We start from the raw sequence: 22,000 nt of genomic DNA, 5'->3' as shown, positions 1-22,000 counted from the left end.
GGGGAAATAGGCGCAGCAACAGGCGCGCGGAGCAGGCGCGCAGAGGAAACAGGCGCGAAGTCAGGCGCCAGAACCGGCTCAGCTCACCCGCACCGTGGTCTTCATCTCGCGGCCGGTGGCCGGATCCCTCGCGCGCATGGTGAGGATGCCTTCCACGTTCACGTCGAAGGTGATCTCCACCTGCACCATGCCCGCTCGGGCCGGGCGGATCCCCGAGAAGGTGAACTCTCCCAGCATGTCGTTCTTCACGACCATCTCGTGGTCGCCCTGGAAGATGCGCATGGCCAGCTCGGTCTGGTTGTCCATGCTCGTGGTGGCCACCACCTGCTTGGCGTTCGGAATCGGCGCGTTGCGCGGGAACACCGTGTGGAACGCTCCGCCCGCCCGCTCCAGGCCGATCGCCATCGGAATCACATCGAGCAACTGCAGCTTCATGCTCGAGTTGTCCTCCAGCGACTTGGCGTACAGCGCCGCGCCCACGGCCACGGCCTCGTCCGGGTGGACGCCCTTGCTCGGATTCTTGCCGAAGAACTTCGTCAACCGATCCTGCACGATGGGCATGCGCGTCTGCCCACCCACCAGCAGCACCTCGTCGATGTCCTTGGTGCTCAGCCCCGAGTCCACCAACACCCGCGCCACCATCTGGAGCGTGCGATCCACCAGGTGGTTCGTCAGCTTCTCCAGCATCTTGCGCGTGAACTTCATCTCGATGTTCAGCGGCTGGCCCTGCGCCGTCATCGTGATGAAGGGGATGTTGAACTGCACGTCATCGCGCGCCGAGAGATCGATCTTCGTGCGCTCGGCCAGATCCTTGATGCGCTGCATGGCCACCGGATCCGTGGCCAGATCGATGCCCGTCTTCGACGCGAAGTCCGTCAGGACGTGGTGGATGATGGCGTTGTCGAAGTCGATGCCACCCAGGAACACGTCACCGCCGGTGGCCTTCACCTCGAAGATGCGATCACGGATCTCGATGATGGAGACGTCGAAGGTGCCGCCGCCCAGGTCGTAGACGAGCACCTTCTTGTTCACGCCCTTGCCGGCGCCGTAGGCCAGGGCCGCGGAGGTGGGCTCGTTGATGATGCGGACCACTTCGAGATCGATGAGCTTGCCCGCCTCCTTGACCGTCTGGCGCTGCCGGTCGTTGAAGTAGGCCGGCACCGTCACCACCGCGCGCTTGATGGGCGTCTTCAGGTAGTTGGCGGCGACATCCCGGATCTTGTTGAGGATCTTGGCGCTGATCTCCTGGAGGGAGAACTCCTTCTTGCCCACGTCCAGGACGACGTCGTTCTTCTTGCCGGGGCGCACCGAGTACGCCACGACCTTCTTCATCGCGTCGACGATGTCGCTCTTGTAGCCGCGACCGACGAGGCGCTTGGAGCCGTAGATGGTGTTCTTCGGGTTGAGCTGCCACTGGCGCTTGGCCTCGTAGCCGATCAACTCGTTGCCCTTGTCGTCGATCGCGAAGATGGAGGGGATGGTGTACTCGCCGCCCTTGTAGGGGATGAGCTTCACGTTCCCACCGTCCTCGACGATCGCGGCGCACGAGTTGGTCGTGCCGAGGTCGATGCCGATGATGGGATCCTTGTGCATCTCGCGTGAACTCCGGGGGAAGGGGGAGGCTCGGCTTATCAACTCGCGAGGTTAGTGCAACTTCACTGGGGTCGCGAGCGGGAGTAGGCGTCCAGCACGACGGGGAACTGGAGCAGGTTCACCCCGGGAGTATCCAGGAGGCCCTCGGCCGACACCCCAGGGGCCAGCCGCAGTGCGGCGATCTCCAACGACACCCCGGTCTCCCCCGCGGGATCCGCGCTCGCCCCGGTGGGCGAGTCCGGCACCCGGATGGCCGCTCCACCCGAGACCAGCGCGAAGAACACCACGTGCCGCCCCTGGGCGCCGGTGAGCGTCACCCGGGCGAGCCCCGCGCCCGCTCCGGCCAGGGCGTTCCAGCTCGTCACGGAGGGGGTGAGGGTGCGGCTCGCGGACGTGTAGGCGGCGGTGGGCAAGGGCAGGAAGGTGGGCACGGAGACGCGGGTGGGGAGCGACGCCGCACGGACGATGCTCCCGCTCACGGAGGCCCCTGAAGTGGCGGAAGCCGCGAAGGCCCACACTCCAGGTGTGCCCGCCTCGGCCCCTCCGTACGGGGCACCACTGCGCAGCAGCACCGGCGGAACGGGCCGGCTCCCATCGGGTTGGGCCGCTCCGGCCGTCTGGGAGGCGAGCCCCACGGGCATGACCCCCGCCTCGGAGGAGAGCTCCACGGCGGCGATCACGGCCGTGTCGAACCCGGAAGGCAGGTTGGGGATCACCACCTCCGTGCGGCGGAGTTGCCCGCGGCGGGGGCGGTGGGTGAGGCCGGTGAAGCGGCTGTAGGCCGGGAGATCCTCGCTGCCCGTGCAGCGCGTGGTGTCCGAGCACAGGCCATCCCCATCGAGGTCCGTCTCGTCCGGCGCGTAGGGCAGGTGGGTGATGGAGGTGAAGGCCTGGAGGGCGTAGTCCATCGCGCCGGTGTAGGCGAGCAGATCCGTGGCGCGGAGATTCGTGGCCCGGGAGAGCGGCAGCTTGCCGGCGAAGGCCACCGCGGTGCGGCGCCCGGCCTGTCCCAGTCCATACGAGCGCGTCTTGAGCTCCGTGGTTCCCGCCAGTCCGAGGGACGCGGACGCCACCACGCTCCCGGGAACGGGGATGCGCTGGGTGAGGCCGGGGAGGGGAACGAGGAAGCTCTCCCCGAAGAGGTTGGAGAGGTCCACCGACGTCGGATCGCCAGCGGACAGCACCGAGACACCGAGCGACAGCTCGCCGGAGGAATGCACCTCGTTGAAGCTGATGCCCGCGTTGAAGCCGGCGGCGCCGTGGACGGGGTTCTCCCCGAGCGGCAGCAGCACGTCGCGCGCGGGCGTGGAGACCACGGAGACCCGATCGTACCGGGGGCGCCCGTCCGCTCGCGGCTCGCCCGAGGCGGCGGAGAAGCTGGCGGTGGCGCCGGTGAATCCAGGGAAGAGGGCCACGCCCGCCGCATCCGTCGTCACCGTGACGGGAGCGGGGCAGGGGCCGGAGGTGGGCGGCGCGTCACAGCCGAGCACCTCCACGCCAGCGATCGGACGCCGGGAAGCCGCGTCCACCACGATGAGCCGCCGGCCGCTCTCCAGGGCGGGCAACACGGTGAGGGTGGCCTCCTGGGGAGAGACCGCGGCGCCCGCGGGCCGTGCCTGCACGCGCACCGTTCCGGCGGACACGGCCGTCACCAGGCCCGAGGACGACACCGTCACCGCCCCGCTGGGCGAGCCGCTCGAATCCAGCGCGGAGAAGTTGCCCTCCGAGAGGGGGAAGCTGGCACCGTCCAGCGTGAAGGCCACCAGCGAGAGCCGCGTGGTGTCACCCACCACGAGCGTGGCCACCCGGGGGGTCAGGGCGATGGAGACGATGTTGGCCGCTGGAGGCGCGGGGCGGCAGGCGCCATCCGTGCAGGCCTCGCCCGAGGCACAGTCGGCATGACCCCGGCAGCCGCCCGGCACGCACCGGCTCGCCACACAGGTGAAGCCCGAGGCGCACTGGCTGCTGTCCGTGCACACCGAGCCCGGTTGGCAATGCGAGTCGCGGCAATACGCGGCGCCGGAGCAGTCCGAGTCCAGCAGGCAGCGCGGCAGCTCCTGGCAGATCTTCGTCGCGCAGTCGAAGCCAGGAGGACAGGTGCCCGAGGTGAAGGCCCGGCATTCGGTGTTGGGGCCACATTCCGCGTTGGAGCCGCAGACCTGGTACTCGAGGCAGCGGCCCGCGGTGGCGCTGGTGCAGTACTGGCCCGAGGGGCAGTCGGCCCGCGTGGCGCACCCGGCCCGGGCGCACGTCCCGGCCTCGCAGATGAAGCCCGCGCCGCAGAGCTGATCATTCAGGCACTGCCGCAGACAGTCACCCGCCCGGCACACGTAGAGCAGCGAGGCCACGCGCGGATCCACCCCGGGAGCACAGTCCGTGGCCTGGGTGCAGGGGGCCTGACACACGCCCTGGACGACCTCGCAGCGCTGTCCGGCCGGGCAGTCGGCCGCCGAGGTACATGCCGCGGCTGTCACACACCGGCCATCACGGCAGGACTGGTTGGCGGCACAGGCCGCGTCCGAGCCACACTGACAACGGCCCTCCGTGCAGGCGAAGCCCTCGGCGCAGTCCATGGCCTGGGTGCACTCGGGACGGGGAGCGCACGAGCCCCCCGCGCACACCTGCCGGCCTCCACATTCGGTATCATCCAGACAGATCGGGCCACATCCGCCCAGACGGCAGCGGCCGTCGGGACAGTCCGAGTCCGTGTCGCACGGTGTCGTCGAGGTAGGAGGGCAGGCGGAGAGCACTGCCAACAACACAACGGATAGAAGAGCCCTGGACATCCCGCTCCCCGAGGGGAAAGTTCCGGGGGGTCCGCGCGAGTCATGGCGGCGACCGTCCGGTGTGGTTAGTGGGTTCCTGAACTACAGCACAGAGGAGTCATCCCGTGGAAGCCAAGCGATACCTGCAGGAAGTGGGCGCCCAGGTGTCCGACGACTTCGTGAAGAATCGCTCCATCTTGTCCTTCGAGGAGTACGTCACGCTCTTCATGAGCGATCCACGGGGACAGTCGCGCAACGCCGCCCAGTACCTGCGCGACGTGATGGATCATTACGGCACGGAGCTGGTGACGCACCCCACGGGGAAGATCCGCCGCTTCAAGGTCTTCGACGTTCCCGCCAGCGACCGGGATGGTCACGTCGGTGTCGCCGGCCAGGAGGAGGTGCAGAACGCCATCTACCGGCTGCTCGGCAACTTCACGCGCGCTGGCCGCATCAACAAGCTCATCATGCTGCACGGGCCCAACGGCAGCGCGAAGTCCACGCTCGTCAACGCGCTCAAGGCCGGCATGGAGGACTATTCGCGCCAGCCCCAGGGGGCCCTCTACCGCATCAGCTGGATCTTCCCCTCGGAGAAGCTCGTCAAGGGCTCCATCGGCTTCGGCGGCGAGCGCGCGGCCTCGGCCGCGGCGGCGGCCTCCACGAGCGGGGACCTGTCCACCTACGCGCACCTGGATGCGGAGTCCATCGACGTGCGCATCCCCTGCGAGCTGCGCGATCACCCGCTCTTCGTCGTCCCGCCCTCCGAGCGCCAGCGCCTGCTCGAGGGCGCGCTGAAGAAGAAGGGCCTGGGCAACGGAGACGGGCAGGGGGACAGCGACTTCGTGCTCTCCGACTACATGGTGCACGGGGAGCTGTGCCACAAGTGCCGCAGCATCTACATGGCGCTGCTGGCCAACTACAAGGGCGACTACCTCCAGGTGCTGCGCCACGTGCGCGTCGAGCGCTTCTACATCTCGCGCCGCTACCAGGTGGGCACGGTGACGGTGGAGCCGCAGATGAGCGTGGACGCCATGTACCAGCAGGTGACGGCGGACCGCACGCAGCTCAACGTCCCGCCCGCGCTCCACAACGTGGCCCTCTTCGAGCCGCATGGTCCGCTGGTGCACGCCAACCGGGGCCTCATCGAGTACTCGGATCTCCTCAAGCGCCCGCTGGAGGCCTTCAAGTACCTGCTGGGCTTCAGCGAGACGTCCCAGGTGCCCCTGGAGCACTTCGTGCTGCAGCTCGACGAGGTGCTCATCGCCTCGTCCAACGAGAAGCACCTGGGGGCCTTCAAGGAGCTGCCGGACTTCGCCTCCTTCAAGGGCCGCATCGAGCTGGTGCGCGTGCCCTACCTGCGCCGCTTCAAGCAGGAGCAGCAGGTCTACGACGCTCAAATCACTCCGACCACCGTGGGCAAGCACGTGGCCCCGCACGCCACCGAGGTGGCCGCCATGTGGGCCGTGCTCACCCGCCTCAAGAAGCCCATCCCGGATCGCTACCAGCCCGAGGTGAAGGAGCTGGTGGATCAGGTGACGCCGGTGGAGAAGATGCACCTGTACGAGGAGGGCGTGGTGCCGGATCGGCTCAGCCTCTCGCACGGCAAGGAGCTGCGGAAGCTGCGCACGGACATGTACGAGGAGTCCGACGCCTACCCCAACTACGAGGGCCGCAGCGGCAGCAGCGCCCGGGAGATCAAGACGGCGCTCTTCAACGCCGCGCAAAACCCCGACTACAAGTGCCTCAACGCCCTGGCGGTGCTCGAGGAGCTCGAGGCCATCTGCAAGGACAAGAGCGTCTACGAGTTCCTCCTGCAGGAGGTAGTGGACGGCTACCACGACCATGAGGAGTTCGTGCGCGCGGTGGAGGCCGAGTACCTCGACCGGGTGGACGAGGAGGTGCGCGAGTCGATGGGGCTCGTCTCCGAGGGCCAGTACCGCGAGCTGGTGGAGCGCTACGTCTACAACGTGAGTCACTGGGTGAAGAACGAGAAGGTCCGCAACCGGATCACCGGCTCCATGGAGCGCCCGGACGAGCAGCGCATGGCGGAACTGGAAGCCATCGTCATGCCGCGGGGCGAGGATCCGGGCGAGTACCGCCGCGGGCTCATCTCGCAGATCGGCGCGCACAAGCTGGACAACCCGGACGCGGAGATGGACTACCCGCGCATCTTCCCGGACATGTTCCGCCGCCTGCGCGACCACTACTTCGAGGAGCGCAAGCGCGTGCTGCGCCGCAACAAGGAGAACGTCCTCAAGTACCTCTCCGAGGAGCGCGGCACCCTGTCCTCGCGCGAGCAGACCCAGGTGGAGAGCACCCTCGAGACGATGCACGAGCGCTACGGCTACTGCGAGCACTGCGCCAAGGACGCCATCCTCTTCCTCATGAAGAAGCGCTACGGCTGATTCCCGGAAGCAGGCGGGCATCCGGGCGCCCGCCAGCCGTGATGCTTCCCGAAAACGCGTTACAGCGGGGATGATGGGGACTCTTTAAAGGTTGAGGGATTTTGTTCCCTCCATCTCCCTGCTCGGAGCGTCGATGAACCGTTTCTCCCTGGGCCTGCCCGCCCTCTTCGCCATGCTCTCCTGCGCCGCCGCCCCGACTCCTCCGCCTGCCGAGACGGCGGGGATTGGCGGGGCGGGTGGCTCGCCGGTGGTGATGCAGCAGGTGGGCGCCTTGACTCCCCGGCCCACGCGCAAGGAGCAGGTGAAGCGGATCCTCCCCCACAACGTCCGGCTCTCCATCCTCGAGGATGGCAAGGCCCGGCGCACCGCCTCGGGCGTGGTCATCGGCAGCGAGCAGACCCCCGAGGGGCTCGTCAGCTACGTCATCACCAACGCGCACGCGGTGGAGATGGACGATCTGAAGAACCCGCACCTCATCGCCATCGTGGACGATCGCGCCAACTCCACCGAGTACAAGGCGCACGTGGTGGCCACGGGCGTGGTGCCGGACCTGGACCTGGCGCTGCTCAAGGTACCGGGCCTGCCGCTGCGGCCCGCGCGGCTCGCCGCGGACACGGAGCTGGAGCTGGGTGATGACGTGGTGGTGGCCGCCTCGCCCTTCGGCCGGGCCCTGTCGCTCTCCGGTGGCATGGTGTCCCAGGTGGAGTGGGACAAGGAGAGCAAGACGCCGCGCATGGTGAAGACGGACGCGGCCATCGGCTACGGCGCTTCCGGCGGCGGCATCTTCAGCCTCGAGTCCGGCAAGCTGCTCGCCATCGTCGAGGGCTACCGCACCGCCAAGGTGGGCTTCGCCGTGGCCGAGCAGAACTTCAGCTTCGACGTGCCCATGCCCGGCGAGACCTTCGCCGCTCCCAGCGCCAAGGTGCGCCTCTTCCTCCAGCAGAAGGGCTTTGGCCGGCTGCTCGTCGAGGGCGCACCAGGGATGGGCCCGGGCACGGGCGGCTCGCAGACCGCCAGCCGCTGAGCCTCACGGCTCCGGCCGGAAATTCGACTGCGGGCCCCGCCACGGTACATCCGCCGGAGGCGGGGTGACACGCATGGGCAATGACCGGAGCTCGTGGGATCAGTACTTCATGGACATCGCGCGTCAGGTGGCCAGCCGCGCCACCTGCGACAGGAAGCACGTGGGGGCGCTCCTGGTTCGCGACAGGACCATCCTCTCCACCGGTTACAATGGTTCCATCCGGGGCCTGCCCCACTGCAGTGACGTGGGCCATATGATGGAAAACGGACACTGTGTGGCCACTGTCCACGCCGAGGCCAACGCCATCATCCAGGCGGCCAAGAACGGCGTGCGGATCGACAGTGAGCGAGACAAGCCCACCACGCTCTACACCACCGCCAGCCCCTGCTGGCCGTGCTTCAAGCTGATCGCGAACGCGGGCGTGCAGCGCATCGTCTACGGTGAGTTCTACCGTGATCCGCGCATCTTCGAGTACGCGGGCCGGCTGAACATCGAGCTCGTGGGGCCGGGTCCCGCGGAGCAGCCGGGCGGGCGCTGATTACTCCCCGCACACTGTTGTCCATTGCACGAACTGGGCGTGGACTCGAACCCCAGTACGAGTGAAGCGTCTGGTCCGGGACATCCAGACAGCCGAGTGGCCGACGGTTCGTTGTGGGAATTCCTCGCAGCCAGCAAGAATTACCGCCCCAGGGTTGACGGTACTTGGGCGGCTCCCTAAATCCTCGCAGCGACAGGGCGGCGGGTAGGAAGGGCGCCGGTCAATCTCTAGGAGCTTTCGTGATCAACTCCACGGCTGCGAGCAGCAGTGCGCCCTCGGTGCGCGAAGGGGTGGACCCGGTGGTGGATGCCGCACGCTACGGTGCGGTGCCATCCCTGATGGACAGCCTCCTTCACGATGTGCGCAACCCCTTGAATGCACTCTCCATCCACCTGGAGGTGCTGTCCGAGAAGTTGAAGGGCGACACGGGCCAGGTCCCGCCCTCGCAGGAGAAGAACCTCAAGGCCATGCGCGATCAGATCCAGCGCGTGGATGGGATCCTCCGGCGCTTCGCCGAGTTCATCGTGCACCGCCCGGGCGCGCCCGGTGACGCGGACCTGTCGGAAGCGGTGACGCGGGCCCTGGACGTGTTGGCGCACGAGAGCCGCAAGCGGCGTCTCCAGGTGCGTCAGGCCATTTCCACCGGCGTGCGGGCGCGGCTGTCGGACACCGGCGAGCTGGGCTTCCTGGTGGTGCAGGCGTTGATGCGGGCCTACGGCCGTTCGGAGCAGGGCGCGGACGTCCTGGTGGCGGTGCATGCCGAGGAGTCCCGGGCCGTGCTCGAGGTGGTGGATTCCTCCACTTCTCCCGCGGAGACCGCCCCGGAGGCGGCCGCGGCCCTGGAACTGCGGTGTGCGCAGCTCGGCGTGGAGCTGCACCTGCGCGCCGGGATGTGCCGACTTTCCTTCCCGCTCGTCTGATCCAGACCGAGTGGTGGTCGCAACCTTTCTCTTACCCGAGTTGTTCTAGATGTCTGGAGGTACTCACGTGGGCAGCGCGCGAATTCTGGCCGTGGACGACGAGCGCGATACGTGCGAGGCGCTGGCGGAGATGTTGACCGCCTGGGGCCACAAGGTCGAGACCGCGTTCGACGCGCACGACGCTCTGCGCAAGGCGGGCGAGTTCCGCCCGGACGTGGTCCTGTCCGACCTGGCGATGCCGGAGACGGATGGTCTCGGTTTGCTGCGCGCCCTGCGCGATGAGCTGCCGGACTGTCCGGTGGTGCTCCTCACCGGCCATGGCACCATCACCGCCGCCGTGGAGGCCATCCGCGAGGGCGCCTATGACTTCATCGTCAAGCCGCTCGACACCGCGCGGCTGAAGGTCTGCATCGACCGGGCGCTGGAGAAGAAGGAGACGATGCGCGAGGTGCAGGGCCTGCGCCGGCGCCTCAAGCAGCTCGGCTCCTCGGACTTCATCGGCCAGTCGGCCGCCATGCGCAAGGTGTTCGAGCTCATCGAGAAGGTGGCCCCCTCCAAGGCGAGCGTGGCCATCTCCGGCGAGTCCGGTACGGGCAAGGAGGTGGTGGCGCGCTCCATCCACAACCTGTCCCAGCGCCGCGACAAGCCCTTCGTCGCCATCAACTGCGCCTCCATCCCCGCCACCCTGATCGAGTCGGAGATCTTCGGCCATGAGAAGGGCGCCTTCACGGGCGCGGATCAGCGCCGGCCCGGCGTCTTCGAGCTGGCCCACGGCGGCACGCTCTTCCTGGACGAGCTCGGTGAAATCCCCATCGAGCTGCAGGCCAAGCTGCTGCGCGTGCTCGAGGAGGGCAGGCTGCGGCGGCTGGGCGGCAAGGTGGAGCTCGAGGTGGACGTGCGCGTGCTGTGCGCCACCAACCGCGATCTCAAGAAGGAGATCGAGGCCAAGCGCTTCCGCGAGGATCTCTACTTCCGCCTCAACGTCTTCCAGATCCAGCTGCCGCCCCTGCGCGAGCGCCGCGACGACGTGCCCATCCTGGTGCAGCACTTCGTGGAGAAGTTCCGCGGGGACTCGGCCAAGCGCGTGACGGGCGTGCACCCGGACGCCATGGAGACGCTCAAGAACCACGAGTGGCCGGGCAACATCCGCGAGCTGCGCAACGCCGTGGAGCGCGCCGTCATCCTCTGCGATGGCGAGCTCATCATGCGCGAGCACCTGCCCCCCGACATGGCGGGCAAGAGCCCCGAGCGCCACACCTTCCGCCTGCCCTACGGGCTGTCGCTCGACGCGGTGGAGCGCGAGTACATCCTCGGCAGCCTGCAGCGCAACGGGAACAACAAGGCCCGGACGGCCGAGGTGCTCGGGGTGAGCGAGAAGACGCTCTACAACAAGCTCAACCGGTACGCGGCCGAGGCGCGTCAGCAGGGTGGCAAGGAGCCGGGCAATACCCTGTCCAGCCACGGTGGCCCCTCGCTGGGCAACACGTCGGAAATCCGCTGATCGCCGTCCCACCGCCGCCTACCTACTTCGGCGGAACCTGCTCCGGAGCCGACCTGCGCGGTTGGCCCGGCCAGCACTCCCGGTCCACGTCCAGATACCGGGAGAGCGTGCGCCAGGGTGCATGTTCCGTATGAGAACGAGGCATGACGCGGTGCGCGAAACACAGGGTGGGATAGCCCGTCTTCGCTTGACTCACAGGGTCACTGCGGGCGATCCTTCTGGTACACACACCCACGGGGTAACCGGTGCCACAGCTCCCTACTCAGGAGCACCTCCGGTGTGCCCTCTCCGCGGTTGTCCGGAATAGGACGGAGACCCGCCACGCCCGTGGGCGTCACGGAAGGCCACGTTTTCATGAGCGACGCGCGAGTTCTTCACTTCTTCGGCGGCAAGGGCGGGGTGGGCAAGACCACGCTCGCGGCGGCGTACGCGCTGCGGCTCGCGGATGAAGCGCCCAAGGAGAAGGTGCTGCTCGTCTCGTTGGATCCGGTGAGATCGCTCTCGGATCTGCTGCAGAAGAAGCTGTCGGCGAAGCCGGTGAAGGTGGAGGAGGACGAGACCGCGGCCGCCAAGGAAGCCAAGCCGGAGCCGAAGGGCAAGGGCAAGGCGGCGAAGGCGACCAAGGTGGACGGGGGCGTGTGGGCGATGGAGGTGGAGCCCGCCGCGCTGGCCAAGGGTTTCCTGGCGAAGTACGTGCCGGCGCTGCAGAAGGCGGCGGTGAAGGGCCAGCACCTGTCGGAGGAGGACCTGGGCAAGCTGTACGGCCAGGCCACGCCGGGGCTGGAGGAGCTGCTGGGCCTGCTGCACGTGGTGGAGCTGGCCGAGAGCGGCGAGTTCGACCGGGTGGTGGTGGACACGGCGCCCACGAGCCACACGCTGCGTCTGATCGACATGCCGGTGGGGCTGCGCAAGTTCCTGGGCATCGTGAAGGCCGGGGCGGAGCGGACCGCTGGCAAGGGCAAGAAGGCGGCGGCGCCCTCGGAGGAGCAGGTGTTCCTCGAGGAGTTCGCGGCGAAGGCGGAGAAGCTGCTGGCCCAGCTGAAGGATCCGGCGCGCTCGGCCTTCCACCTGGTGGCGCTGGCCGAGCCGGTGCCCGAGGCGCAGACGCGCATGTACTTCGCGCAGCTGCGGGAGCGGGGCATTCCGGTGGTGGAGGTGGTGGTCAACCAGGTGGAGGACAAGGAAGGCTGTACGGCCTGCCTGGGCCGCCGCGGACTCCAAGCGCCGCACGTGCGCAAGTACCAGGCGCTGGACAAGAACGTACCGGTGCACCTGGTGCAAAAGCGCGAGGTGGCACCGAAGGGCCTGGAGTTGCTCAAGCCCTTCGCCAAGGAGTGGGCGAGCGGCAAGGAGACGAAGACGCTGGAGTTCGCCGCGTCCGAGGGCCCGCCGGCCCTGGTGCGCGCTCCGTCGATGCCGCCGATCGCGGCGCCGCCGCTGCCTCCCACGCGGCTGATCTTCTTCGTGGGCCAGGGTGGGGTGGGGAAGAGCTCGTGCGCGGCGGCCGCGGCGGTGACGCTGACGGAGAAGGAGGGGCCGGTGCTCCTCATCTCCACGGATCCGGCGCACTCGCTGTCGGACGTGCTGCAGAGCCGGCTGACGGACGTGGAGACGCAGGTCAAGGGAACGAAGGGCCTGTACGCGCGCGAGCTGGACATGGCGGGCTGGTTTGGCAACCTGCGCAAGCGCTGGAAGGAGAAGGCGGAGAAGGCCTTCGAGGGCGCGCCGAAGACGGGCAACGAGGTTCCGACGGATCTGCTGTTGTTCCGCAACCTGCTGGACGCGGCGCCTCCGGGCATCGACGAGCTGGCGGCCATGTCGTGCCTGACGGACGCGCTGGTGCAGGAGCGCTTCAAGCGGATCGTGGTGGATGGGGCGCCCATGGTGAACACCATGCGCGTGGTGGAGCTGGCGGACACGGCCAAGGGCTGGTTCACGGCGCTGCACGGAGTGCTGTCCAAGTACAAGTCCAAGGGCCTGGGCGAGCTGGCCGACGACATGGCGGCGTTCCTCAAGCACATCAAGCGCTTCGAGGATGCACTGGCCTCGCCGAACGAGTCGCGCTTCGTGGTGGTGACGCGGGGTGAGGATCTGGCGGCGGCGCGCACCGAGCGGCTGGTGGAGTACCTGAAGGAGCGCAAGCTGCAGGTGGAGCGCGTGCTGGTGAACCGGGTGGGTCCGAAGGCGGACTGCCCGAAGTGCGAGAACCGGCGGAAGAACGAGCTCAACGCGGCGAAGGTGATCGAGAAGAAGATCGGTCTGCCCGTCACCGTGGCGCCCGCGCTGGGCCGTCACCCGGCGGGTCTGCGCGAGCTGAAGGCGTTCCGGACGGCGTGGTACGCGCTGAGCGCCACGGCGAAGACGAAAGCGGCCTGAGGAAGAGGCTGCTGAGGAAGAGGCTGCTGAGGAAGAGGTGGCTGAGGAAGAGGTGGCTGAGGAACCATCCTCGCTGTGCATCCACTCCCTCGCCCTCCGGGAGAGGGTCGGGGTGAGGGTGCCAGGACCCCAGGTTGTGCCCGTGTCTACCCCCGCCCTCTGGGAGAGGGTTGGGGTGAGGGTCACCACGCGCCCAACCGAGGCAGACGTGGAAGCACCTGGGGCAACTGGTACCTGAGCCGTTCCGCGAGCTCCTGGGCCGGGTGGAACCGTTCCGCGCGAACCACTCCCACACCCCGCTCGAGACGTACGGCGAGTGCGGGCCCCGCGAGCATCAAACACAGCGCGGGGACGATGCACAGTCCCATCGGCACGCTCGTCGCGATCACCAACCCGAACGCACGGCGGATCGGAGATCCAGCCACCCCAGGTGATCGCGAGATCGCGCCCAGACAACCCGCGAACACGGCGCCACCGAGCAGCCCGAGGATCGCGGCGAGCCCCCAGCTCGCACCACCGAGCGCCGTGCCGAGCACGGGCTCGACGAGCCCGGGCGAGGACGCCGCGAGCAGGAAGGCGAACAGGAACGGAGTGCTCGCCACCATGGCCACCAATCCCCACTGACGCCCCGCGAGTCGCACCATCCCCCGGTACCTCCTGGAGGGAGGGTGAGCAGGGGGGGCTCGGCCGCCAAGTCCCCCCGGGAGGGCTCCGAGAGGAATCCGTCCTAGGCTTCGCACTCGGACGGAGAGTCCTGGAACGCTCCCAACTCCTCGAACTCCAGCACTCCACGCGTGCTCATCTGCCCCTTGAGGGGCTTCCGATCCGGGAACGTCAACGTGATGGTGCGTCCCTTGACGGTGTACGTGCCGGTCTTCTCCTCGGTGCGGGTGGGGTCCTCGATGATGCGGCGCCAGAGCACCACACGCTTGCCCTCGGAGAAGGTGAGCTTGCGGGTGGAGCCGTAGACGCCCTCACCGGGGGAGTACCAGGTGACGCGGCGGAGGAGCTCGGGGACATCGGCCTGGCGCGAGGGCGAGCGGCCCAGCAGCTTCTGCCAGCCGAGCGTGTCGCGGATGGGATCCAGGTCCGCGTCCTGCTTGGCGCGGGCGAGCCGGCGGGGATCCAACTGGATGGAGGTGTTCAGCCGCTCGAGGATCGTCTGCCGGTGGGCCGAGTACGGGCAGATCTGCCCCTGCTTGCGCAGCACGCCCAGGGTGGCGGCCACGTTGTAGTGGGCGAGGGCGTGCTTGGGATCGGCCTGGGCGGCGGCCTCGAACTTCTCGAGGGCTTCGGGGTACTTGCCGTCCTGGTAGAGGCGGAACCCCTCGGTATTGAGGGCGCGGGCCGACGGGGTGGCCGACTGGGCGGCCGAGGGGGCGGCGAGGACGAGGGTGAGCAGGAGCAGCAGGCGGGACATGACACTCCGACGGACGAGAGGGAAGGGGGATTCTACGCACCGCGTAACGGGTTGCGCGTTGTAAAGGCCCACGGGCAGGTGATAGGGGTCCGGCGCCATGGCGAACGGCATCAACTATCCACTCGATTTCGAGCGCCCGCTCATCGAGCTGGAGAAGAAGATTGACGAGCTCAAGGCCCTCTCGGCGAGCGGCTCGGTGGATTTCACCTCGGAAATCTCCAAGCTGGAGAAGAAGGCCAAGAAGCTTCAGACGGAGATCTTCAGTGATCTCTCGCGCTGGCAGGTGGTGCAACTGTCGCGCCACAGCTCGCGTCCGTACTTCCTCGACTACGTGCAGTACCTCTTCCCGGAGTTCATGGAGCTGGCGGGGGATCGCCGCTTCGGAGAAGACCCGTCCATCGTGGGCGGCTTCGCGCGCTTCGATGGCCGGACGGTGATGCTGATCGGCCACCAGAAGGGGCGCAACACCAAGGAGAACATGGCGCGCAACTTCGGCATGCCGCGCCCGGAGGGGTACCGCAAGGCGCTGCGGCTGATGGAGATGGCCGAGCGCTTCGGCAAGCCCATCCTCACCTTCGTGGACACGCCGGGCGCCTACCCGGGCATCGGCGCCGAGGAGCGCGGCCAGGCCGAGGCCATCGCGGTGAACCTGGAGGTGATGAGCCGGCTGACGGTGCCCATCATCGCCACGGTCATCGGCGAGGGCGGCTCCGGTGGCGCGCTGGCCATCGGCGTGGGCAACCGCGTGCTGATGCTGGAGAACAGCGTCTACTCGGTGATCTCTCCCGAGGGCTGCGCCTCCATCCTCTTCCGTGACGCCACCAAGGCGGACAAGGCGGCGGACGCGCTGAAGCTGACGGCAAAGGACCTCAAGGGGATGAACGTCATCGACGAGCTCGTCCCCGAGCCGGCCGGCGGCGCGCACCGCGACCACGCCAAGGCCGCGGAGAACCTGGCCAAGGTGCTCCGCAAGAACCTGGCCGAGCTGGCGCAGCTGTCTGGCGACGAGCTGATCCAGGACCGCTACCAGAAATTCCGCGCGCTCGGTGTGTTCTCCGAGGGGCGCTAGCCGTACCCACGAGGAATCCAGAAGCCCATGAGACCGCTCGTTCCACCGTACATCGAGACGCTCAAGCCCTACGTGCCGGGCAAACCCATCGAGGAGACGGAGCGCGAGTACGGGCTCACGGGCGTCATCAAGCTGGCCTCCAACGAAAACCCGCTGGGGCCCTCGCCCAAGGCCATCGAGGCCATGCGGGTGGCGTCGCAGAAGGTACACCTGTACCCGGACGCGAGCAGCTACTCGCTGGTGCGCCGGCTGGCCGAGCACCTGGGCGTGAAGCCGGAAGAGGTGGTGCTGGGGTGCGGCTCGAACGAGATCATCGAGCTGCTCATCCGCACCTTCACCACGCCCGAGGACGAGGTGCTGCTGTGCAAGGGCTCGTTCCCGGCGTATCGCATCTCGGTGCAGGCGCACGGCCGGCCCTTCGCGGAAGTGCCCATGCGCGAGGGGCACCGGTATGACCTGGAGGCAATGGCGAAGGCGCTCAACCCGCGCACGCGGATGATCTTCATCGCCAACCCGGACAACCCCACGGGGACGACGTTCGGCCGCAAGGAGTGGGAAGCCTTCCTGGCGAAGGTGCCGGAGCACGTGCTGGTGGTCCACGACGAGGCCTACTTCGAGTTCGTGGACTGGCCGGAGTACTTCAGCGCGGTGGAGTACTTCCGCAAGCACCCGAACGTGGTGGCGTTGCGCACGTTCAGCAAGATCTACGGGCTGGCGGGGCTGCGGCTGGGCTACGGGGTGATGGACGCGCGGCTGGTGGCGTACCTGCAGCGCACGCGGATGCCCTTCAACCTGACGATTCCGGCGCAGATGGGCGGGCTGGCGGCGCTGGAGGACGGGGAGCACGTGCGGCGCACGCGCGAGCTCAACGGCGAGGGGTTGCGCTACTACCAGACGGAGCTGCCCAAGCTGGGGGCGAAGCTGGCGGAGAGCCACGCGAACTTCGTGTTGGCGGACTTCGGGCGGCCGGCGACGGAGCTGTACGAGAAGCTGCTGCGCAAGGGCGTCATCGTGCGGCCCATGGCGGGCAACGGGTACCCCACGTCGCTGCGCATCTCGGTGGGGACGCGCGAGGAGAACGCGCGCTGCGTGACGGCGCTGCGCGAGGTGCTCGCCTCATGAGCGCGCGCCCCTTCATCGTGGCGATCGACGGCCCGGCGGGAGCGGGCAAGTCGACGGTGTCGAAGGTGCTGGCGCGGCGGTTGGGCTTCGCGCTGGTGGACACGGGGGCCATCTACCGCAGCGTGGCGCTGAAGGCGCGGCGCGAGGGGCTCGCCTTCGACGACGACGAGAAGCTGGGCGAGCTGCTGAGCCGGGTACACATCTCCTTCCAGGTGGTGGGGGAGGACAACCACGTGTTCCTGGATGGAGAGGACGTGTCGGGGGAGATCCGGACGCCGGAGAACTCGATGGCGGCCTCGCAGGTGTCGAGCCGTCCGGTGGTGCGGGCGGGGCTGCTGTCGTTGCAGCGGCGCCTGGCGTTGCAGGCCCCGAAGGGAGCGATCCTGGAGGGCCGCGACATCGGGACGGTGGTGTTCCCGGACGCGGACGCGAAGTTCTTCCTGGAAGCGGATCCGAGCACCCGGGCGCGGCGCCGTTTCGAGGAGCTCTTCCAGAAGGGCGTGGAGCGCTCGCTGGAAGACGTGCTGGCGGATCAGATCAAGCGGGACCAGGACGACGCGTCGCGAGCGGTGGCGCCGCTGAAACCGGCGGAGGACGCGGTGAAGCTCGACTCGACGAGCATGCCCTTGTCCGACGTGGTGCGGATCCTGGAGCAGACGATCCTGGACCGGATGTCCAAGCGCTAATTTCCCCTCTCCCCTCGGGAGAGGGACGGGGTGAGGGTATCGGAACCACTCGGGTTCCAACCCCTCGCCCCCACCCGAGCGCCCCTACTTCCGGCGCGAGAACCAGCCCATCAGCTCCTCGAGCGCGCGGCGGTCCACGTCGTCGAAGGTGGCCTTGTGCTCGGAGTCGATGTCGAGCACGGCGAGCAGCTCGCGGTTGGGCCCGAAGACGGGAACGACGATCTCCGAGGCCGAGCGCCCGTCACACGTAATGTGGCCGGGGAAGGCGTGCACATCGGCGACGACGACGGTCTCGCCCTTGGCGGCGGAGGTGCCGCAGACGCCCTTTCCGAAGCGGATCTCCAGGCACCCGAGGCTTCCCTGGTAGGGGCCGACGCGCAGCAGCTTGCCGGGCTCCACGACGCGGTAGAAGCCGGTCCACAGGTGGCCGAAGGCGTTGTGGAGCAAGCAGCTCATGGTGGCCATGGCGGCCACGTCGTCGTTGATGCCCTCCAGGATGGACTCGATGTGCGTCTTGAGCTCGGCGTAGGCCTCGGCCTTGGGCGTGCCGCGCAGATCCAGGGTGACTTCAGCCATGGTGTGTAGTCCTCGAAAGCGGGGCCGGAGGGGTGTCGAACCGGCGCGGGGCGCATGTTTAACCTGATCCGGATCCCGCCGCGATAGGACCCCTCGCCCCCCGTGTCGGACACCCGGGGCTATTCGAAGATGGGGACGGAGTCGTCCCTGTTGTCCCGGCTCTGTTTCGCGGGGCGTGAAGGACGGGAGGGCTCCGCCACCGGCTCGACCTTCTCGGGCTCCAGCGTGACGCTCACGGTCTCCGCGTCCGCCAGCACGCCATTGAAGTCCAGCTTGCGCTTCAGGTCCTGGTGCCCCGCGAGCTGGAAGGTCAGCTCGTGCACCTCGTCCCGGCGCAGCCGGCGCTCCAGTGGGGCGGTGCCGATCTGCACATCCCCCGCGAAGACGGTGGCGCCCTCGGGGGTGGAGCGGATGCGCACCAGGATCATGCTGTCCACGGCGGGCGCCGTGGGCTTCGGCGCCGGCTTCGCCTCGGCGATTCGAGCCGGAGGAGGCTCGGCCGGAGTGGTGGGACGCAGCGCCACGACCGCGGCTCCCGTGGCGATGAGCAGCAGCGGCAGCGCCACGAACGCGATCTTCCTGCCCATGGAGCCGCGCGGCACGTCCTCCGTGACCGAGTGGCTGTGGTGGGGAACCGGAGCGGGAGCGGCGGCCTCGGGACGCGGAGGGCGCGGACGGGCGGCCGAGGCGGATCCACTGCCTGCCCGGGCGGGGGCCGCGCTGGAAGGCTGGGAGCCACGGGCCGCCGATGGGGCGGCACGGGCCGCGGAGGGCTGCGAACCCGAACGAGCCGCCGGAGCGCCGGGACGGGAACGCGACTGGCTCGGGGAGGAGCGGCCCGGCTTCGACACGCTGCGCTGACCCGGCTTGCTGCTGCTGCCGGCCCTGCTGCTCCTGCTGCTGCTGCCCGCCTCGGGGACCGAGTTGGTGGGGAGCGCGTCGAGCTCCGCGGGAGACAGGTCCGCCACCGCGTCCAACATGGCGTCGATGAACTCCTGGGCGTTCTGGAAGCGGTCCTCCTTCTCGCGGGCGAGCGCCTTGGCGAAGAACTCCTCCAGGGACTGGGGCACGGGGGCACCCTGGCGCTTGGAGCCCACCGTGGGCACCGCCTGCGTCAGGGCGGCGGTGAGCGCCTTGCGCACCGTGTTGGCCCCATACGGCGAGGTGCCCGTGAGGCAGTAGTAGAAGACGCCGCCCATCGAGTAGAGGTCGGAGCGGTGATCCACGTGCTCGCCGCCGGCCTGCTCGGGAGGCATGTACTGGGGCGTGCCGAGCACCTGGCCGGTGGAGGTGAGCTGATGCTCGTCCTCCGCCTCGAGCGCCTTCACCAGGCCGAAGTCCAGCACCTTGACGAAGTCCCGCCGGTCGAGCTGCTGCACCATGATGTTGTGCGGCTTGATGTCGCGGTGGACGGCGCCCTGCTCGTGGGCGTGGGCGAGGCCGCGGCAGGCCTGCTCGATGACTTCCACGGCGCGGCGCAGGGTCATGGGGCCGTCGCGCTTGACGAGCTCGCGCAGGCTCTCGCCCTCGAGCAGCTCCATGACGTAGTAGCAGGTGCCGTCCGGGGCGCGGCCGAAGTCGTAGATGGTGATGACGTTGGGGTGGCGCAGGCGGCTGGCGATCTCCGCCTCGCGCCGGAAACGCTCGAAGAACTGGGGCGCGGCCGCCAGCGAGGGGTTGAGCGTCTTGACGGCCACCGGGCGCTGGACGGACGTCTGGGTGGCACTGAAGACCATGCCCATGCCTCCCTGGCCGAGCACGTCTTCAATCTTGTAGCGGCCATCGAGCACCTGGCCGATGAGGGCCATCTGGGAGGCGCTACACAGGTGGTCGGAGCCGTCGGTGCTACCGCAGTGCGGGCAGGGAGAAGCCATCAGGGGGCCGAGTATAGACAGAGCCGGGTATCGCCGGGCAGGGGTCCTGACGGGGGGCCGCCCCAGGTTTGGGGCGGGGGAGGGAGCGGGCGGGCACATCGGTCGTTCCCGGAAGGCGGCCAGGCTGTTACACCCCCGAATCCGCCATGAGCCTCGTCATCGCCCAGGACATCTGCCTCTCCTACGGGAAGAAGGTTCTCTTCGACAACGAAAGCTTCGCCCTCAGCCCCAAGGATCGCATCGGCCTGGTCGGGGCCAACGGGACGGGGAAGAGCTCGCTGATGAAGATCCTCGCCGGGGTCCAGAACCCGGATTCGGGGACGCTCACCTACCGGCGCAAGGCGCGGATCGGCTACCTGCCCCAGGAGCTGGCGGGCCTGCCCGAGGGCTCGGTGGTGGACGCGGTGATGAGCACGGTGCCCGGCCGTGACGCCCTGGAGGCGCGCCTGAGGGAGACCGAGGAGGCGCTCGGCAAGGCGGCCAACGAGGAGGAGCAGCTCGAGCTGGCCCAGACGCTGGCGGACCTGCACACGGAGCTGGACCACTTCGAGGAGCACTACGGCCGGCACCACGCCGAGCGCATCCTCAAGGGTCTGGGCTTCCGCGAGGCGGACCTGGCCAAGCCCACGGGGGCGCTGAGCGGCGGCTGGCGCATGCGCGCGGCGCTGGCGGGCCTGCTGCTCCAGGACCCGGACCTGCTGCTGATGGACGAGCCCACCAACCACCTGGACGTGCCGACGCTGGCGTGGTTCGACGGCTTCTTGAAGCGCTCGAACAAGGCGGTGGTGCTCATCTCGCACGACCGGGACTTCCTCAACCGGCAGGTGGACCGCATCCTCTCGCTGGAAATGGAGGGGCTGCGCTCCTACGTGGGCAACTACGACACGTACAAGCGGCAGCGTGCCGAGGAGATGGAGCAGCTCAAGGCGCAGGCCGAGCGTGTCGAGGCGCGCAAGGCGGAGCTGCAGGCGTTCATCGATCGCTTCGGCGCGAAGGCGACGAAGGCCCGGCAGGCGAAGAGCAAGGAGAAGCAGCTCGAGAAGATCGAGGACGTGCAGGTGCTCGAGGAGCGGGCCACCATGCGCTTCCGCTTCCCGGAGGTGGAGCGCTCGGGGCGGGACGTGGTGACGCTGGAGGGCATCCAGAAGCGCTACGGGGAGGCGGTGGTGTACTCGGGGCTGGACGCGCGGGTGGAGCGCGGGCAGCGCATCGCCGTGGTGGGCGCGAACGGCGCGGGCAAGACGACGCTGCTGAAGATCATCGCGGGCGAGCTGGTGCCGGACGGGGGCACGGTGAAGCTCGGGCACAACGTGGTGATGGGGTATTACGCGCAGCACCACGGCGACAAGCTGAACAAGCACAACAGCATCATCGAAGAGGTGAGGCCGCTGGCGGCGGACAAGCCGGAGAGCTTCGTGCGCGGGGTGCTCGGCGCGTTCATGTTCTCGGGAGACGACGTGGACAAGCCGGTGGGCGTGCTGAGCGGTGGCGAGCGGGCGCGCGTGGCGCTGGCGAAGCTGCTGCTGGTGCCCTCGAACCTGCTGCTGATGGACGAGCCGACGAACCACCTGGACCTGGACTCGACGGAGATGCTGATCGAGGCGCTGAAGGGGTACGGGGGGACGCTGGTGTTCGTGTCGCACAACCGGAGCTTCGTGAACGGGCTGTCGACGCACGTCTGGGACGTGGTGGGCGGGAAGGTGGTGCCGCACCCGGGCAACCTGGACGACTACCTGTACCACCAGGAGCAGCAGCGGCTGGCGGCCGAGGCCGCGGGGTTGGGCGAGAAGGCGCCGGAGAAGGGGCAGGCGGCGGGGCTGACGGAGAAGGACCGCAAGCGGATGGAGGCCGAGGCGCGGCAGAAGCGCAGCGCGGTGGAGGGCCCCATCAAGAAGGAGATCGCGAAGCTGGAGGAGGCGATCTCCAAGCTGGAGACAGCGCAGAAGGAGCGCGAGACGCAACTGGCGGATCCGGTGCTCTACAACGACTTCGCGAAGGCGAAGCCGTTGATGGACACGCACCGCGAGGGCAAGGCGCAGCTGGAGCAGCTCTATGCGCAGTGGGAAGCGGCGCAGGAGAAGCTGGCCGAGGCCTCCGCGTCCCTCTGAGTCAACTCCCTCTCCCTCTGGGA

Annotated in this window: 16 protein-coding genes; 10 read left to right on the top strand and 6 right to left on the bottom strand. The window is 68.6% G+C overall.

Annotated elements, in window-relative coordinates; translation table 11 throughout:
* Positions 1-78: 78 nt before the first annotated feature.
* Together Q664_RS15970 and Q664_RS15965 are read right to left on the bottom strand one after the other, a co-directional pair.
* Positions 79-1,593, bottom strand: a complete 1,515-nt coding sequence (locus Q664_RS15970) for an Hsp70 family protein (RefSeq protein WP_043395447.1) — start codon at positions 1,591-1,593, stop codon at positions 79-81.
* A gap of 62 nt (positions 1,594-1,655) precedes the next feature.
* The gene (locus Q664_RS15965; protein ID WP_152622125.1) at positions 1,656-4,166 is read right to left on the bottom strand and encodes an Ig-like domain-containing protein; all 2,511 of its coding nucleotides are present in this window, start codon (positions 4,164-4,166) and stop codon (positions 1,656-1,658) included.
* Positions 4,167-4,483: 317 nt separating this feature from the next.
* Here Q664_RS15965 and Q664_RS15960 point away from each other — a divergent pair, with 317 nt between their 5' ends.
* The 6 genes from Q664_RS15960 to Q664_RS15935 all read left to right on the top strand — a co-directional run bounded on the left by Q664_RS15960 (position 4,484) and on the right by Q664_RS15935 (position 13,122).
* Entirely contained in the window at positions 4,484-6,763 is a 2,280-nt protein-coding gene (locus tag Q664_RS15960; RefSeq protein WP_043395443.1) for a PrkA family serine protein kinase, read from the top strand.
* A gap of 133 nt (positions 6,764-6,896) precedes the next feature.
* Positions 6,897-7,787 carry a S1 family peptidase gene (locus Q664_RS15955; protein ID WP_043395441.1) on the top strand — a complete coding sequence of 297 codons (891 nt, stop codon included), beginning with the start codon at positions 6,897-6,899 and terminating at the stop codon, positions 7,785-7,787.
* A 73-nt stretch (positions 7,788-7,860) separates the two neighbouring features.
* A complete protein-coding gene (locus Q664_RS15950; RefSeq protein WP_075207447.1) occupies positions 7,861-8,325 on the top strand; it encodes a deoxycytidylate deaminase in 465 nt (154 codons plus the stop codon).
* 239 nt (positions 8,326-8,564) lie between these two features.
* Positions 8,565-9,245, top strand: a complete 681-nt coding sequence (locus tag Q664_RS15945) for a histidine kinase dimerization/phospho-acceptor domain-containing protein (protein WP_043395438.1) — start codon at positions 8,565-8,567, stop codon at positions 9,243-9,245.
* Positions 9,246-9,312: 67 nt separating this feature from the next.
* The gene (gene nla6 / locus Q664_RS15940) at positions 9,313-10,746 is read left to right on the top strand and encodes an enhancer binding protein Nla6 (protein ID WP_075207446.1); all 1,434 of its coding nucleotides are present in this window, start codon (positions 9,313-9,315) and stop codon (positions 10,744-10,746) included.
* 354 nt (positions 10,747-11,100) lie between these two features.
* Complete coding sequence (locus Q664_RS15935; RefSeq protein WP_043395436.1) at positions 11,101-13,122, top strand: ArsA family ATPase; 2,022 nt, start codon at positions 11,101-11,103, stop codon at positions 13,120-13,122.
* Positions 13,123-13,304: 182 nt separating this feature from the next.
* On the opposite strand, the gene Q664_RS15930 is transcribed toward Q664_RS15935, so the two are convergent.
* Positions 13,305-13,766 carry a hypothetical protein gene (locus Q664_RS15930; RefSeq protein WP_043395434.1) on the bottom strand — a complete coding sequence of 154 codons (462 nt, stop codon included), beginning with the start codon at positions 13,764-13,766 and terminating at the stop codon, positions 13,305-13,307.
* Between the two features lie 83 nt (positions 13,767-13,849).
* Entirely contained in the window at positions 13,850-14,542 is a 693-nt protein-coding gene (locus Q664_RS15925; RefSeq protein WP_043395432.1) for a tetratricopeptide repeat domain protein, read from the bottom strand.
* A 97-nt stretch (positions 14,543-14,639) separates the two neighbouring features.
* Here Q664_RS15925 and Q664_RS15920 point away from each other — a divergent pair, with 97 nt between their 5' ends.
* The 3 genes from Q664_RS15920 to cmk are packed head-to-tail and all read left to right on the top strand — an operon-like array spanning position 14,640 to position 17,419.
* Entirely contained in the window at positions 14,640-15,611 is a 972-nt protein-coding gene (locus Q664_RS15920; protein ID WP_043395430.1) for an acetyl-CoA carboxylase carboxyltransferase subunit alpha, read from the top strand.
* A 27-nt stretch (positions 15,612-15,638) separates the two neighbouring features.
* Positions 15,639-16,733: a histidinol-phosphate transaminase gene (gene hisC, locus Q664_RS15915; protein ID WP_043395428.1), complete on the top strand. Its 1,095-nt coding sequence runs from the start codon at positions 15,639-15,641 to the stop codon at positions 16,731-16,733.
* Complete coding sequence (cmk, locus tag Q664_RS15910; RefSeq protein WP_043395426.1) at positions 16,730-17,419, top strand: (d)CMP kinase; 690 nt, start codon at positions 16,730-16,732, stop codon at positions 17,417-17,419. Before hisC ends, cmk begins: the two co-directional genes overlap by 4 nt.
* An 84-nt stretch (positions 17,420-17,503) precedes the next feature.
* Here the strand turns inward: cmk and Q664_RS15905 are convergent, their stop codons facing one another.
* The gene (locus Q664_RS15905; protein ID WP_043395424.1) at positions 17,504-17,995 is read right to left on the bottom strand and encodes a GAF domain-containing protein; all 492 of its coding nucleotides are present in this window, start codon (positions 17,993-17,995) and stop codon (positions 17,504-17,506) included.
* 119 nt (positions 17,996-18,114) lie between these two features.
* Entirely contained in the window at positions 18,115-19,803 is a 1,689-nt protein-coding gene (locus tag Q664_RS15900; protein WP_075207445.1) for a serine/threonine protein kinase, read from the bottom strand.
* A 212-nt stretch (positions 19,804-20,015) separates the two neighbouring features.
* On the opposite strand from Q664_RS15900, the gene Q664_RS15895 reads away from it, so the two are divergent.
* Positions 20,016-21,977 (top strand): ABC-F family ATP-binding cassette domain-containing protein, encoded by a 1,962-nt coding sequence (locus tag Q664_RS15895; protein WP_043395422.1) that lies wholly within the window; start codon positions 20,016-20,018, stop codon positions 21,975-21,977.
* Positions 21,978-22,000 lie beyond the last annotated feature (23 nt).

It is taken from the genome of Archangium violaceum Cb vi76 (assembly GCF_000733295.1).
Taxonomy (GTDB): Bacteria; Myxococcota; Myxococcia; order Myxococcales; family Myxococcaceae; genus Archangium; species Archangium violaceum.
Note: the sequence above shows the minus strand (reverse complement) of the source record. Positions and strands in the feature narration are given on the sequence as shown.